Source organism: Marinomonas sp. HM11-D (assembly GCF_057626615.1).
The window spans coordinates 1-15,251 of record NZ_JBMMKT010000016.1 but is presented as its reverse complement, the minus strand read 5'-3'; the positions used below and the strand labels follow the sequence as shown (position 1 = coordinate 15,251).

The 15,251-nt window shown below is 48.0% G+C and carries 16 protein-coding genes; 13 read left to right on the top strand and 3 right to left on the bottom strand.

Annotated features, from left to right (window positions below; all coding sequences use genetic code 11):
- Positions 1–2 precede the first annotated feature (2 nt).
- Positions 3–2,249 (bottom strand): AsmA family protein, encoded by a 2,247-nt coding sequence (locus ACOSVP_RS16550; protein ID WP_487348582.1) that lies wholly within the window; start codon positions 2,247–2,249, stop codon positions 3–5.
- Positions 2,250–2,435: 186 nt separating this feature from the next.
- Between ACOSVP_RS16550 and hisB the strand changes: the two genes are divergently transcribed.
- The 3 genes from hisB to hisF are packed head-to-tail and all read left to right on the top strand — an operon-like array spanning position 2,436 to position 4,504.
- Positions 2,436–3,029: an imidazoleglycerol-phosphate dehydratase HisB gene (gene hisB / locus ACOSVP_RS16545; protein WP_199463029.1), complete on the top strand. Its 594-nt coding sequence runs from the start codon at positions 2,436–2,438 to the stop codon at positions 3,027–3,029.
- Positions 3,030–3,046: 17 nt separating this feature from the next.
- Positions 3,047–3,709: an imidazole glycerol phosphate synthase subunit HisH gene (hisH, locus tag ACOSVP_RS16540; protein WP_487348581.1), complete on the top strand. Its 663-nt coding sequence runs from the start codon at positions 3,047–3,049 to the stop codon at positions 3,707–3,709.
- A gap of 21 nt (positions 3,710–3,730) precedes the next feature.
- The gene (gene hisF / locus ACOSVP_RS16535) at positions 3,731–4,504 is read left to right on the top strand and encodes an imidazole glycerol phosphate synthase subunit HisF (protein ID WP_055461687.1); all 774 of its coding nucleotides are present in this window, start codon (positions 3,731–3,733) and stop codon (positions 4,502–4,504) included.
- A gap of 73 nt (positions 4,505–4,577) precedes the next feature.
- Here hisF and ACOSVP_RS16530 read toward each other — a convergent pair whose 3' ends face one another.
- Positions 4,578–5,165, bottom strand: coding sequence for an SCO family protein (locus tag ACOSVP_RS16530; RefSeq protein WP_487348580.1), 588 nt, complete (start codon positions 5,163–5,165; stop codon positions 4,578–4,580).
- 198 nt (positions 5,166–5,363) lie between these two features.
- Between ACOSVP_RS16530 and gshA the strand changes: the two genes are divergently transcribed.
- Positions 5,364–6,914 (top strand): glutamate--cysteine ligase, encoded by a 1,551-nt coding sequence (gshA, locus tag ACOSVP_RS16525; protein ID WP_487348579.1) that lies wholly within the window; start codon positions 5,364–5,366, stop codon positions 6,912–6,914.
- Positions 6,915–6,980: 66 nt separating this feature from the next.
- On the opposite strand, the gene yihA is transcribed toward gshA, so the two are convergent.
- Complete coding sequence (gene yihA / locus ACOSVP_RS16520; protein WP_487348578.1) at positions 6,981–7,619, bottom strand: ribosome biogenesis GTP-binding protein YihA/YsxC; 639 nt, start codon at positions 7,617–7,619, stop codon at positions 6,981–6,983.
- A 197-nt stretch (positions 7,620–7,816) separates the two neighbouring features.
- Between yihA and ACOSVP_RS16515 the strand changes: the two genes are divergently transcribed.
- The 9 genes from ACOSVP_RS16515 to tatC all read left to right on the top strand — a co-directional run bounded on the left by ACOSVP_RS16515 (position 7,817) and on the right by tatC (position 14,993).
- Positions 7,817–8,419, top strand: coding sequence for a c-type cytochrome (locus ACOSVP_RS16515; protein WP_487348577.1), 603 nt, complete (start codon positions 7,817–7,819; stop codon positions 8,417–8,419).
- A 164-nt stretch (positions 8,420–8,583) separates the two neighbouring features.
- Positions 8,584–9,213 carry a thiol:disulfide interchange protein DsbA/DsbL gene (locus tag ACOSVP_RS16510; protein ID WP_487348576.1) on the top strand — a complete coding sequence of 210 codons (630 nt, stop codon included), beginning with the start codon at positions 8,584–8,586 and terminating at the stop codon, positions 9,211–9,213.
- A 20-nt stretch (positions 9,214–9,233) separates the two neighbouring features.
- Positions 9,234–10,757: a GGDEF domain-containing protein gene (locus ACOSVP_RS16505; protein ID WP_487348575.1), complete on the top strand. Its 1,524-nt coding sequence runs from the start codon at positions 9,234–9,236 to the stop codon at positions 10,755–10,757.
- 100 nt (positions 10,758–10,857) lie between these two features.
- On the top strand, positions 10,858–11,610 hold the full coding sequence (gene ubiE, locus ACOSVP_RS16500; protein ID WP_055461680.1) for a bifunctional demethylmenaquinone methyltransferase/2-methoxy-6-polyprenyl-1,4-benzoquinol methylase UbiE: 753 nt from the start codon (positions 10,858–10,860) through the stop codon (positions 11,608–11,610).
- A gap of 2 nt (positions 11,611–11,612) precedes the next feature.
- Complete coding sequence (ubiB, locus tag ACOSVP_RS16495; RefSeq protein ID WP_487348574.1) at positions 11,613–13,256, top strand: ubiquinone biosynthesis regulatory protein kinase UbiB; 1,644 nt, start codon at positions 11,613–11,615, stop codon at positions 13,254–13,256.
- Between the two features lie 16 nt (positions 13,257–13,272).
- Entirely contained in the window at positions 13,273–13,605 is a 333-nt protein-coding gene (locus ACOSVP_RS16490; protein ID WP_487348573.1) for a phosphoribosyl-ATP diphosphatase, read from the top strand.
- 11 nt (positions 13,606–13,616) lie between these two features.
- Positions 13,617–13,832 (top strand): Sec-independent protein translocase subunit TatA, encoded by a 216-nt coding sequence (tatA, locus tag ACOSVP_RS16485; RefSeq protein WP_487348572.1) that lies wholly within the window; start codon positions 13,617–13,619, stop codon positions 13,830–13,832.
- Positions 13,833–13,835: 3 nt separating this feature from the next.
- The gene (gene tatB, locus ACOSVP_RS16480) at positions 13,836–14,207 is read left to right on the top strand and encodes a Sec-independent protein translocase protein TatB (RefSeq protein WP_487348571.1); all 372 of its coding nucleotides are present in this window, start codon (positions 13,836–13,838) and stop codon (positions 14,205–14,207) included.
- Positions 14,208–14,228: 21 nt separating this feature from the next.
- Positions 14,229–14,993 carry a twin-arginine translocase subunit TatC gene (tatC, locus tag ACOSVP_RS16475; RefSeq protein ID WP_487348570.1) on the top strand — a complete coding sequence of 255 codons (765 nt, stop codon included), beginning with the start codon at positions 14,229–14,231 and terminating at the stop codon, positions 14,991–14,993.
- The last annotated feature ends 258 nt before the right edge of the window (positions 14,994–15,251 follow it).

Genomic DNA, 15,251 nt, shown 5'->3' with positions numbered 1-15,251 from the left:
CGTTAGTTAAGTAAATTATTAATTTTGCCTTTGAGCTTATCCTGTAGCTCCTGTTTTGCTTCGTCCTTTTTCTCTTCTAAGCGCGCTTTCTCAGCATCCAGCTTAGCTTGAGCGGCGGCCTTTTCTGCATCCAGTTTCGCCTGTACAGCGGCTTTCTCTTCTTCCAACTTAGCTTTCGCTGCGGCTTTGGCTTGATCTAGCTCTTTGTCGGCAAAGGCTTTGACAAAGCCTTTCACATCAGGGCGACATAAACTGGCCGCATCATCCATGAAATTACCTTCACAGACAATTGGGAACTGCACATTGGCAATGCTTTCTTTTACCGCACAGCTAGTATCTAAACCACTGCCCACTAGGGAAACGAAGGTTTTGTAATTCAGGCTATTGGTTGGTAAAGAGATGACACCGTCACCGGTGACACCTAAAGTCAAAGACTGCATTTGAAGCCCAGGGGTTGAAACCTGACCATTGACGACTTTCGCTGGAATACGCATGGTTTCAAATGGTGTGTCATCGTTAAACGCGCTTTCGTTTAGCGATTCCGTGCGCATCAAAGCGATACCTTTACAGACCATCTTGGTGTAGTTGGTGCCGATCAAGGCACCATCCGTGATATTCACCAATAAGTCACCATTTAGGTTAGCGATCAGGTCATCCACTCGGTTACCACGGGTGCTTAACTCACCAGTCAGGTTAGTGGCACCACGGATTTTCTCCAGCGCCATAAAGTCTTTCATCAGCGGTAGAATTTCAACGCTATCGATGCTTGGCGCCACATTAATGCGCGGAGTACTGCCGGTCACATCCAACTGTGCTTGCAGCTTAGCCACACCATCGTACAAAGTCACTTGAGCTGGCGCGATACGAACTTTACCGTTGGTTTGTATCGAATCTAGCTCTAACTTGTCCAGTTTCAGGTTCTTCACTTTGACATTATCAAAGGCAATGCCCACGTGACCGTTCAAGGAACGAACCAAGTCTACTGGTATCAAATCTTGCGCAGCCTCACTCGCCTGTTGCTGTGAAGAATCTGAGCCAGTCGTACTCGCTGCTGGTTCGCCCTCTTTAACCGGCGGCAAGTAGCGGTCCACATCTAGGTTTTTGCCGGCAATGGCAATGTCCCAGTTCAACGGCGATAGATTCAGTAACGCATTCGCTTCGATAGTAGTGTCATCAAAATTAATCGAAATCGGCTGCGCCTTGATGCTGTCGGTGGAGCCTTCTGCCGCAATACTTAAGCTGGCTTTTTCCAGTGCTGACTTATCCGCCATTTCAGGCAGAGCAATGTTTAGCTGTGACAACACTTTTTTCGGTGAAAACTCCGCTACATCTAACACCGCCGTAAACTCAGGCGCACTCAATACTTGAAAAGCATTCACTTGGCCTTTGATATTCATGCCCAAGGTATTGATGGTTAAGCCCTCTAACATGGCATTCTCTTGTGGCAAGTCGAATTCCAACTGCGCCACATTCATCTTCATACTTAAAGGCGATGCTGGTAGCGACGCGCCACTTACCGAAGCATTAAGCGCCAAATTGGCTAAGGACGCACTTTGACGCTCAGCAAACAAAGTAAAGTCTGCGCCAAAATCCACATTCGCGGTCAGTGGGTTAGATCCATCTAGATTCGACTGGGTAATCTTGGCATCCAGTTTCATCGGCCAGGCTTCGTCTAGGCGAACATCATTGAAGGTCACATTCGACACCACATCGGAACGCATGCCAGTACGGGCATCCTCGTAAATAATATGCGCATTGACCAGCGCCAATTCATCTAGGGCAATGTCTGGAATGGTAAAGCTATTATCACCACCATTTTCTGCTGGAATATCCGTAGTAGGTGTCTGAGGCGCTGTACCAGCGGTTTGTACTTGCCAGTTTGGCTTACCGTTTTTATCGACTTTCAAGTTGGCTGTTAGATCCACCAAGCGTACCGTGTCTACGGCAATACGCTGTTGGAACAGCGGCATCAGCTGCACACCAAATTCCGCCTTAGAAAAGCTCATTAGCTCTGGATCAGAGCCCAGCGCCACACCAAAGTTTTCTAAGCTCAAACCAATTTGCGGATAGATCGACCAAGCAATGTCGCCATCCATACGCAAAGTAACATTGGCTTTTTCCTTGGCAATTTTCTGTAGCTCACCCTTGAATTGATTAGGGTCGACAAACACAACCACATAAATAATGGCGGCAACGATCAGTACAACGAGTGCCGCAAGCAACAAACCTAAACGCTTTACCCAAACCATATTAATTTCCTACCTTGAAATAAGAGGATTTGATCACTTATCAAATCATAGCACCTTAATTAGTTTTTTCGATCACGCTAATAGGCATGAAAAGCATAGATGCAAAGCCCTGCACGTTTTATAATAGAGTTCATAAAACTTATTCACTGGGTTGAAAACCTGATTTAAAAGCGGAGAGCCCCTTACATGTCCAACCGGATTGCAACCGTCGAGCGCAACACGCTTGAAACGCAAATTAAAGTGACTGTGAACCTAGATGGCACAGGTAAATTTAACTGCGAAACTGGCGTTCCTTTTCTTGATCACATGTTGGATCAAGTAGCCCGTCATGGCCTTATAGACCTTGATATTCATGCTGTTGGCGACCTTCACATCGACGCGCACCATACGGTTGAAGACTTGGGTATCACGCTAGGTCAAGCATTTGATAAAGCGGTTGGCGATAAGAAAGGTATCCGTCGTTACGGCCATGCTTACGTCCCTCTAGATGAAGCCCTTTCACGTGTCGTAATCGACTTCTCAGGCCGTCCTGGTTTAGAGATGCACGTGCCGTTCACGCGTGCCTCTGTCGGCGGTTTTGACGTTGATCTATTTTCAGAGTTTTTCCACGGTTTCATTAACCATGCAAAGGTAACTTTACACTTGGATAACCTGCGCGGGAAAAACACTCACCACCAAGCAGAAACCATCTTTAAAGCGTTCGGCCGCGCGTTGCGTATGGCATTGGAACTGGATGAGCGTATGGCAGGACAAATGCCATCGACTAAAGGCTGCTTGTAATAGGATCGACCTCACTCATGAGTACACAAACTAAGTCTACCGTTGCCGTGATCGACTATGGCATGGGTAACCTTCACTCTGTTGCCAAAGCCCTTGAGCACGTAGCAGATGAGAATACTGAAATTGTTGTGACCAGCGACCCGGCCGTGATTGACGCGGCGGATCGTGTGCTATTACCTGGCGTTGGCGCTATCCGTGATTGTATCGCGGAAATGAGAGCACAAGGTCTGATTCCTGTGATTCAAAAAGCCATGGCGGAAAAGCCATTCTTGGCGATTTGTGTTGGTATTCAGTCGTTGATGGCCCACAGTGAAGAAAACGGCGGCGTGGATTGCTTGAACCACTTTGAAGGCAACGCCCTATTCTTTGGCAACAACCACAAAGATGTGGACGGCACTAAATTGAAAGTGCCACACATGGGTTGGAACCAAGTGAAACAAACTATGAAGCACCCACTTTGGGAAGGCATCGAAGACGGCGCTCGTTTCTACTTTGTGCATAGCTACTACATTGTTGCGACCAACAAAGACGAAGTAGCCGGCACTTGTAACTATGGCCACGACTTCTGTGTTGCCCTAGCACGCGATAACGTATTTGCAGTGCAATTCCACCCAGAGAAGAGCCACAAAGACGGTTTGCAACTGTACAAGAACTTCATCCACTGGGATGGCAAGCCTTAGTCCACTGAATAGGAAATAACAATGGGATTAGCTAAACGTATTATTCCGTGCCTAGACGTGGACAATGGCCGCGTTGTAAAAGGTGTTCAATTCGTTGATATCCGTGATGCCGGTGACCCGGTTGAAGTCGCTAAGCGCTACAACGAACAAGGTGCTGACGAGATCACTTTCTTGGACATCACTGCAAGTTCTGATGACCGCGAAACCACGGTTCACATGGTAGAAGCCATCGCCGCTGAGGTGTTTATCCCACTAACCGTGGGTGGCGGTATCCGTACCTGTGAAGACATTCGTCGCATGCTAAACGCAGGCGCTGATAAAGTGAGTATCAACACAGCTGCCATCTTTAACCCTGATTTCGTACGCGAAGCGGCAGAGCGCTTTGGCTCTCAATGTATCGTGGTAGCCATCGATGCGAAAAAAGTCAGTGGCGAAGGTGAACCTGATCGTTGGGAAATTTTCACTCACGGTGGCCGTAAACCAACCGGTATCGACGCAGTGGAATGGGCGGTGAAGATGGTGGATCTGGGCGCTGGTGAAATCCTGCTAACCAGTATGGACCGTGACGGTATGAAGAATGGCTTCGATCTTGGCGTGACTCGCGCCATCAGTGAAGCGGTTCATGTACCTGTGATTGCATCCGGTGGTGTGGGTAATCTACAGCACTTGGTTGACGGCGTAACCGAAGGTAAAGCCGACGCCGTCTTGGCAGCGAGTATCTTCCACTTCGGTGAATACTCAATCCAAGAAGCAAAAGAAACCATGCAAGCCGCAGGCATTGAAATGCGCCTATGAGCGCAATTTGCTCGCTCACAAACACAAAAAAGGCCGCCGTTCATTGAACAGCGGCCTTTTTAATGAGCCAGAATTAGTTGGCGGCCAGTAGCTTTTTAATCGCCTCAGCAATCTCTTCAGACGACGAGTCGTGGTAAAGGTACTGCTTGATCTCGTTGTCTTTACCGATCACATAAAGACGCGCGCTATGACTCACGGTGTAGTTTTTGCCGTCACCCTCTTCAATGCGGTAAAACGCACCGTATTGACGGACCACACGATCGATTTCTTCCTTCGTACCTGTCAAACCAACAAAGCTTGGATCAAAGAAGCGAACATATTCACTTAGATGATCGAAGGTATCGCGCTTAGGATCAACACTAACAAAAATGGTTTGCACCTGATTGCGCAATTCGTCCGGCAGTTGTTTTAAGCCTACTTTGACATTCGCTAAGGTCAATGGGCACACATCTGGACAGTGGGTGTAGCCAAAGAACAGCAGCTTGGCCTTACCTTCAAAGTCACTTAACGCCACCGCCCCTTCGGCACTAGACAGGGTGAAATCACCGCCCACTTTGCCTGGCGTCGCGTTAGAGCCTTCGGTTTTTTGCAAGGCGAGCAAGGTGCCTACTACGGCTAAAATCACCAGCATGGCCAACAATACAACTGGTTTTAATTTCATGTTCAATTCCTAGGCAACAAAAATAAGCGGCTATGATGCCACAGTTGGCTAAATCTGTAATCTTTGCGCAACTGCTTTGCGCTTTTCTTGCCGTGCTTCCAACATGCCTTGTACAATTCAGGCATCTTTATTTTCCTGATTTAGGATGACTCCTTGTTGCGCAATATACATGACGCTCTGACAAAGCTTGATCAGTGCATGAATCAAAGCGGTGACCTGTCCGCTGTTACCTTTCATCGTGGTGTAGAACGCGAAGCGCTACGTGTTTCACGGACGGATGGAAAAATTTCACAAGCACCTCACCCAAAAGCCTTGGGCTCAGCGCTGACACATCCATCAATTACTACTGACTATTCCGAAGCCTTGATGGAATTTATCACCGGCGTACATGATTCAGTGGAAGGTGTTATCCAAGAGCTACGCGACATTCACTTAATGACTAACCGCGTGTTAGATGGCATGGATGAATGCCTATGGCCAGGCAGCATGCCTTGCGCTCTTAAGGACAATGCCGAAGTGCCGATTGCGTACTACGGTGAATCGAATTCCGGCAAGCTGAAACGCGTTTACCGCGAGGGTTTATCAAACCGTTACGGTCGTATCATGCAATGCATCGCGGGCATGCATTACAACTTCTCTTTTAGCGATAGTTTCTGGACCTTCTTAGCCGAGTTCCGCGGTGTCGATGTGAGCACACCTGAAGCACTACAAGAGTTTAAATCACAGCAATACTTTGCTTTGATTCGTAATTTCCGTCGTAAGTCTTGGGTACTGTCCTTGCTCTTCGGCGCGTCACCAGCAATCGATATCAGTTTCTTGCCAAACAAGCCAGAAAAGCTAGAAGAATTTGGCGAGCGTACTTGGTTTGGTCCAAGCGCGACTTCACTACGTATGAGTGACATCGGCTATCAGAACAAAGCCCAAGACGGTTTGTTCGTGTGCTACAACGAAGTCGATACCTACATTAATACCATCAAGGGCGCGTTGCGTACGCCATACCCAGCTTACGAGAAGATTGGTGTCAAAGTAGAGGGTGCTTACAAACAGTTAAGCCATAATATTCTGCAGATCGAGAACGAATACTACAGCGACATCCGTCCAAAACGCGTGACACAATCGGGTGAGCACCCAAGTGCTGCGCTACAAAAACGCGGCGTAGAATACATCGAAGTGCGCATCATGGATCTAGATCCCACTTCGCCAATTGGTATGAAGCCAGAAACCCTGTACTTCCTAGATACCTTCTTGATGTGCTGTATGCTGCACGGCGATGACCGCCTAGGTGCGGATGAATGCCAACAGCTACGTAAAACACAGCAGGAAATCGCCACCCATGGTCGCGAACTAGACGACAGCTTCGATTTTGGTTTTGGTCCAATGCCACTGCGCGACAAGGCCAACGAACTATTAACCCATATGCAAGAAATCGCTCAGTTCTTAACGGATCATACGGGCAACTTCGCCTACACTGATAGTTTGGCACTGCAAAAAGGCAAGCTTGAAAACCTAGACACGCTACCGGCGGCACAAGTGATTAAGCAATGTGAACAATATGGCAGCTACCAAGAAGCTATGTTGGCGATTGGTAAAGCACAACAACAAGCTTGGTTGGCACAAGAAGTCACCCCAGAGCTTGAGCAGCAATACCAAGCTTGGGCAGAGCAATCAATCGCTCAGCAAGCTGACATTGAGGCCAGCGATGAAATGGACTTTGATACCTTCTTAAAGCATTACATGCAGCCGCAATAAGCGACGCGTTTTTTGCATAAAAAAGGGCTTCTATCAAGAAGCCCTTTTCGTATCACAGCTTAAACCTTACAGATTCACTGGAATCTCATTTGGATTTTCTAACTCCAACCAGCCTGCTAGCTTAATGCGCAGCTCGTCCACACCATCGCCGTTCAAACCAGAGAAGGTTTGCGCGGACGCTTCCACGCCACGGGCTTTCATCTCTTTCTTCACTTTCAACATGGTAGCTTGCGCCGGACCGCGTTTTAGCTTGTCTGACTTAGTCAGCAACGCATGTACTTTAACCTTATTGGCTGCGGCCCATGCCAACATCATTTCGTCGAACTCTTTTAGCGGGTGGCGGATGTCCATCACCAAAACCACGCCCACTAAAGAACGACGGTTCATTAGGTAGTCTTGCATATGCGCTTGCCAGTTCTCTTTCATAGCAACGGGCACTTTAGCAAAACCGTAACCAGGCAAGTCAACTAGACGACGATCGTCTACATTTAGACCAAAGCAGTTGATTAACTGGGTACGGCCAGGTGTTTTTGAGGTACGTGCCAACTTACGTTGGTTGGCAAGGGTGTTTAACGAGGTAGATTTACCTGCGTTAGAACGTCCCGCAAAGGCCACTTCAAGACCTTGGTCAAGCGGACATTGGGAAAGTTTTTCAGCACTTTTGATAAAGTAAGCTGATTGAAAGATCGGGTCGAATGGCGTCATAGATTGATATCAGTCAATGAGAAATTGTATCGCGTTATAAGTTTTTGCACAGTTGTATATAATGCGAGCCATTCTGCTTACTGGCTCAATGTGGCTGTGCCCTAATTCATACTGGTAAGCATAACAGAAAACGAAACATCTTTATGCCAGAATTAAGATGTTCATTATCTTCGGCTCAAGCACATCAGAGGCAGCGAATGAAAAAAGTTCTTATCGGTTTGTTAGTAACAGTCGGAGCAACCTCCGTTGCGATCGCTGAAGGCAACCCTGACGCAGGCAAGCCGTTCACCGCAGTATGTAGCGCCTGTCACGGTGCCGACGGCAACAGCCTAGCTCCAACCTTCCCTAAGCTTGCTGGTCAGAACGAGTCCTACCTGTTAAAGCAAATGACTGACATTAAGTCGGGCGCACGTTCCGTGGCACAGATGACCGGTTTATTAGATGGTTTATCTGAGCAGAACCTTGCCGACGTGGCAGCTTACTTCGCCAGCCAAAATGTGGTGGTCGGTCAAGCGGATGCCGACTTGGTTGAAGCGGGTAAAAACCTCTATCGCGATGGCAACCCAGCCACTGGTGTGCCAGCATGTATGGCCTGTCACGGCCCAGCAGGTAAAGGCTTGAACTCAGCGGGTTTCCCACAACTAAGCGGTCAACACGCCAGCTACACTGCGTCTCAGCTAAAGCTATTCCAAGCCGGTGAACGTAATAATGATGCAGCTAAGATCATGCAAAACATCGCTTTCAAAATGAACGAACGCGAGATTCAAGCCGTTTCTAGCTACATCCAAGGTTTGTACTAAGCCTAGGCTTGCTTAATCTTGAAGCAAAAATCCTCCTTCTTGGAGGATTTTTGCTGTATAGGCAATGTAAACTTGCTCGATGACACGAACTTTTTGTAAGTTTAGACATCCTAAAGGAATAATCCTCACCGGATGTCATTGAATCACCATTCTAGGAGCATTACATGAAAAAGCTGTTGACGGCATTCTTCGTTGCCTTATTACTACCGATCACCAGTGCTTGGGCACAGGATTACAGTGACGGTAACGGTTACACCACTATTAAAAACCCTGTTCGTACAGCAGACCCAAGCAAAATCGAAGTGGTTGAAATCTTTTGGTACGGTTGCCCTCACTGTTACGCATTAGAGCCATTCACTCAAGCATGGAAGAAGAACCTTGCGCAAGATGTAGATTTTAAATACATGCCAGCGGTATTTGGTCGCAATTGGTTAGCGCACGCGAAAGCCTTCCATGTGGCAGACATCTTAGGTGTGGAAGATAAACTGCACTCAGACATGTTTAATGCGATCCACCAAGAACGTAAACGCATGACTGACGAAGACGAGTTGGCGGAGTTTTTCACTCACTACGGCGTGTCTGAAGACGAATTTACAAAACAATACAACTCTTTCGCGGTAAATAGCCGACTATCACAAGCAGATGCTAAAATAAGAGCCTACGGTGCACGCGGTGTACCTGGTTTGATTGTGAATGGTAAATACCTTGTTACCGCTGCCACCGCTGGCGGCAACAACAATATTTACTCGGTGGTGGATTACTTGATCGAACAAGAACGCCAAGCGAGTAAATAACTATGATATAGGACGTATGAATGGATCCGGTTCAGGACAAAGTAATTGAAAGCTTACTCAAGGCCATCTCACGCATCAGCATGCTGGCCGAAGGCAATGACCCAGAACTGGACGCCACCCTACAGTCCATCCGCGGCAACCTCAGTCGTTCGCAAAACGCTGAGGTTGTGCAAGCCAGCCTACAGACGCTAGAACCCCTTGTACTTAAATACGATGAAGAGCGTCTAGCTCGGGCACAGTCCTTCCGTGGTAAACTGCTCGAACTGCTCGACTTGGTGGACGATTTACCCACTACGCAGATGCTTCCACAAGATAAAAAATCATTGGAAGTCGAGATCCGCAAGCATTGGCAGACAGCGTCAAAGTGGCCTGAATTACTCAGCAAAACCATTCAACTGGTCAGCGACACCCTAAAGCAGCAACCGAGTAACAAAAATAGCTCGTTGCTCGGCCGATTCTTCCGTCGTAAAACGGATCATAGTCCAGCACCAGAAAACAACGCCGAGATCATGACTCATGTCAGTCATACACTGGCCGCGTTACTAACCAATATCACCTTACCCGATATCTATCGTGATCAACTGCTAGATATTAAGAATGCGCTAACTGGCAGCAATGATATTAACCACCTGCCTGCTTTGCTGGATGAAGTGATCACCTTAATTATGATCGCGGTGGGTAAAACCCAGGAAGACCTGACCCTCTACCTGAATCAGTTAAACCAACAATTAGCCAGCATTAATGCCTCGTTGGTGGCGAACTACAAAGCACAAAAATCCATTACCAACCATCGCAAACAATTGGGTGAAACCTTTCAAGACCACGTCAATAACACCAAAAGCGATGTGCACAACGCTACTGACCTGAACTCATTGAAAAAGCTGATCAACGATCGCATGCACACCATTACCGAAGCCATGACCTTGTTTCAAACCAGCATGCAGGAGCAAGAGAAACAGGCGGCTCAATCCATCACGCAGCTAAAAAACAAAGTCAGTCGCATGGAGCAAGACGCCACAACTTTGCGTTCTAATATGCAAGAGAAGATCGCCCAAGCACTGTCGGATGCATTGACTGGCCTGCCCAATCGCGCTGCTTACCAAGAGACGATTTTCCCGTTGCTCACCTCAGCGGCTCAGAACAAGCAACAGCTCTGTATTGCGGTCTGTGACGTAGACCATTTCAAAAAGATCAACGACACCTGGGGACACCTTGCCGGTGACAAGGTGCTGCGCTTGGTACCCCGTCAGGTCCAAAGCGTGCTTAAGAAAGAGCATTTAATGTTCCGCTATGGCGGTGAAGAATTTGTGGTCGTCTTCCCCCTGACTTCTCTAGAGCAAGCTTATGAACATTGTCAGAACATTCGTCGCGCCGTCGAGAACGCCCCCTTCAATATGAACGGCGAACCTATTTCCGTCACCATTTCTATTGGTGTCAGCCTCTTTAACGGTAAAGAAGACCACGATGATCTCTTTAGCCGCGCAGACAAAAACCTCTATCAGGCCAAACAACAAGGTCGGAATAAAGTAATTCGCGACAATTAACATGCTTTATCGTGCAACCGATACATAGACACGGTTACAATAGCCTCATTGCCGATTTTTATTATTCGCCTCCCTAAAGGTGTATTAGGAACGAGATTTTATGCAAGACAAAGAGAACACCACCCATTTTGGTTTTAAACAAATTCCAACCGATCAGAAAGTGGACGCGGTAGCGCAAGTATTCCACTCTGTGGCAGCGAAATACGACATCATGAACGACCTGATGTCTGGCGGTATTCACCGTCTTTGGAAACGTCACACCATTAGTCAATCTGGCGTGCGTGCTGGACAAAAGGTGTTAGACATTGCGGGTGGTACGGGTGACTTAACGGCGAAATTCTCGCGCCTTGTGGGTCAGTCTGGCCAAGTGATTCTGGCTGACATCAACGACTCTATGCTGAAAGTAGGCCGTGATAAGCTGGCTAACCTTGGCGTGGTAGGCAACGTTCAATACGTTCAAGCCAACGCCGAAGAACTACCCTTCCCAGACAATACTTTTGACTGCATTACCATTGCCTTTGGTCTACGTAACGTTACTGATAAATCCAAAGCGCTAGCCTCTATGCAGCGTGTTTTAAAACCTGGCGGCCGTTTGCTGGTATTGGAATTCTCTAAACCAGAGACCGAGTGCCTGAGTACGATCTACGATCATTACTCTTTCCGCCTATTACCTTTTATGGGCAAAGTCATTGCTAACGACGCGGAAAGTTACCGCTACCTAGCCGAGTCCATCCGCATGCACCCAGACCAAGAAACACTGAAAGGCATGATGGAAGAAGTGGGCTTTGAACGTGTCACTTACCAAAATATGACAGGCGGCATTGTCGCACTACACAAGGGATTTAAGTTTTAGTCATGTTTAAAAGCGCCACTCGTTTTTTGCGTATCGCAACCACTGTGTTGCGATACCGTCTAGACACCTTTATTCCGATTCACCTGCTACCTTGGTACCTGAAATACACCCTAGGCGCGCTGCTTTCAATCGGTAGAAAAGGCGCCGAGCGCAATCGTGGTGAACGCTTACGCTTAGCACTGGAATCGCTAGGCCCTATTTTCGTCAAATTTGGCCAAATTCTTTCGACCCGTCGCGACCTACTACCGGATGATATCGCCGATGAATTGGCGCGTCTGCAAGACCGCGTGCCGCCGTTTTCTGGTGATCTAGCCAGCAAAATCATCGAGAAAGACCTAGGCGCCAGCGTCGACGACATCTTTGCCGAGTTTGACCGTACGCCGTTAGCCTCAGCATCGATCGCTCAGGTCCACACAGCCACCCTAAAAAGCGGTGAAAGTGTGGTGGTGAAAGTGATTCGTCCCAATATTGAAAAGACCATTCGCCAAGACATCAAGCTGCTGTACATGCTGGCGCACTTCGTAGCGAAAACCAGCAAAGATGGCCGCCGCCTACGTCCTGTGGAAGTGGTACAGGATTACGAATACACCATTCTCGACGAGCTTGATCTGGCTAAAGAAGCCGCTAACACCGGTCTTTTGCAACGCAATTTTACTAACTCCGATCTCTTGTATGTACCGCAGATTTACTGGGATTACAGTCGTCGTAATGTGATGGTGATGGAACGCATTTCTGGTATTCCAGTGGCTGACATCCCCGCGTTGCGCGATAAAAACGTGAATATGAAGGTGCTGGCAGAACGTGGCGTAGAGATCTTTTTTACCCAGGTGTTCTCCCACAGTTTCTTCCATGCGGACATGCACCCTGGCAATATTTTTGTTGACCCATCTAACCCTGAGCGCCCGAAATACATCGCTATCGACTGCGCTATTATGGGCAGCCTAGATGAAGCCGATAAGAACTACCTCGCTCGCAACCTATTGGCTTTCTTCAAGCGTGACTACCGTATGGTGGCAGAGCTGCACGTGGAAAGTGGCTGGGTTCCCAAAGGCACGCCCGTACATGCTTTTGAATCCGCGATCCGCAGTGTCTGTGAGCCGATGTTTGCCAAACCATTAAAAGAAATTTCCTTTGGCCAAGTACTGTTGGGACTGTTCCAAACAGCGCGCCGCTTTAATATGGAAGTTCAACCACAGCTGGTGTTACTAGAGAAAACGCTTCTAAACATTGAAGGCCTTGGTCGCCAGCTGTACCCTGATTTGGATCTTTGGGTCACGGCTAAGCCATTCCTAGAACGCTGGATGAATGAACAAGTCGGTCCGCGTCGCCTATTGGATGAAGTAAAGAAACAAGCCCCTGAGTGGGCCGCCCACTTGCCACAAATCCCTAATCTCGTGTTTTCTACCATGACGCACCTGTCACACCAGGAAACGCGCATGAAAGAGCAAACCGAGGCACTGGAAAACCTACGCAAAGAGATGCGCCGCTCACGCCGCAATATGCCATTCAAATTACTTGGTTTGTTGGCCATGGGCGCAGCTTGGATTACTACCGATAACATTGCCCTAGCGCATCTTGCCGAAGCGGATATGTTGAGCTTAGCTCTGTTTCTAGGCGGCATTTACCTGCTAGTATTAAAACCGTAACATTTGAGAGACTATAATGAATATTGATGTTTTGGCACAACTTGCCACTACGTTAGAAGAACGCAAAGCTGCTTCCGCTGACTCCTCTTATGTAGCAAGCCTACATGCGAAAGGCCTAAACAAAATCCTAGAGAAAGTGGGCGAAGAAAGCGTCGAAACCATTATTGCGGCAAAAGACGCCGTGGTATCTGGCGACAAACAAGACGTTATCTACGAAACCGCAGATCTTTGGTTCCATACACTTGTGATGCTGTCTCATCTAGATCTAGGTCCACAGGACATCCTTGATGAGTTAGCACGCCGTTTTAATTTGTCTGGCTTAGAAGAAAAAGCCAACCGTAATAAGTAGGAGTACCACACATGGGTGGCATCAGTATTTGGCAATTATTAATCGTCCTAGCAATCCTAATCTTGATCTTTGGTACCAAAAAACTAAAGAGTCTGGGTTCTGATCTAGGCGGCGCTGTGAAGGGCTTTAAAGAAGCCGTGAACAACGACGAAGAAGAGAAAAAGGATGGCCAAACTCAAACTAAGGCGATCCAAGACGATCAGAAGAAAGACGACAAGAGCGCTTAAACCGTGTTCGACATCGGCTTTTCAGAACTACTTGTTGTTTTCGTTGTTGGCCTACTCATCCTAGGCCCTGAGCGCCTACCTGTGGCAGCGAAAACAGCAGGTTTATGGATTCGTAAAATTCGTCGCAGCATCCAGTCTGTTCAGCGTGAGATCAACGCTCAGCTTGACCAAGAAGAGCTACAGCGCTCCATCAAAGAAACCAACGACCGCATCATGCGCGAGACGGCGAAATTTGAGCAGAATGCCGAAGCTGCGCCAGCCAAGCCACAAGCGGAGAGCGCTAGCGAACAACCTGCAACTCAGCAAACCGCTGAGCCAGCTGTTGCTCAGCCAACTGTCAACAAAGCAAGCGAAGAAACGCAATCTCGAGCTTAACCTGCATTGGGAATCCCCAACATGAGTCAAGAAGAATCCTCTCAAGCCCCGTTGGTGACACACCTCGTTGAGCTGCGTAACCGACTGCTAAAATCTGTTCTTATTGTATTAGTACTGTTCGGCGGCCTGTATTCATTGGCCAATGAATTGTACCTATTCATTTCTGAGCCACTACGGGCCCTACTACCACCTGGTAGCTCACTGATCGCCACAGAAGTTGCTTCGCCCTTTATGGCACCGCTAAAGCTAACCTTTGCTCTAGCAGTCTTGGTGGCCGTGCCTTACATCCTTTATCAAGCTTGGTCGTTTATCGCCCCAGCGCTGTATAAAGAAGAAAAGCGCATTGCCATTCCATTGCTGATTTCCAGCGTGATTCTGTTTTACTGCGGTATCGCCTTTGCTTACTTTGTGGTGCTGCCATTGATCTTTGGCTTCTTCACCTCAGTAGGTCCTGGTGAGGTCGCAGTCATGACCGACATTAACAACTACTTGGATTTCGTGCTTAAGCTGTTCTTTGCCTTTGGTGTGACATTTGAGATCCCGGTAGCGACTTACCTACTGATCAAAGCGGGTGTCACCACCGTTTCCAGCCTGTCTAAGAAACGCCCTTACGTGTTCCTAGGCTGTTTCGTGGTGGGTATGTTGATCACACCACCAGATATCTTCTCTCAGACACTATTGGCGATCCCAATGTGGTTGCTGTTTGAATTAGGTCTATTTGCTGGTCGCAGTGTACCGGTAGACCCTGAAGACGACGAAGAAGAGACTGAGACAAGTAAGGCTTAAAGCAACTCAGCATCTCTCAGGCAAAAGCAGCTATCTCGCCGCTCAAACGGGCCATCCATGGCCCCATTTCGCTCAAGCAATCATCCTGATTGCAGCTCGATAGCTTTGCTTTTGCCTTAAATCAGAATCGTACAAGCTGTCTCCTGACAGCGCCATCCCCGATAGAATCGAGTCGTACGAGCGGGTTGTACCCCGCGACCAAAGACTTTCCTTCCCCGATAGAGCCGAGTCGTACGAGCTTTCTCCTGACAGTAACAA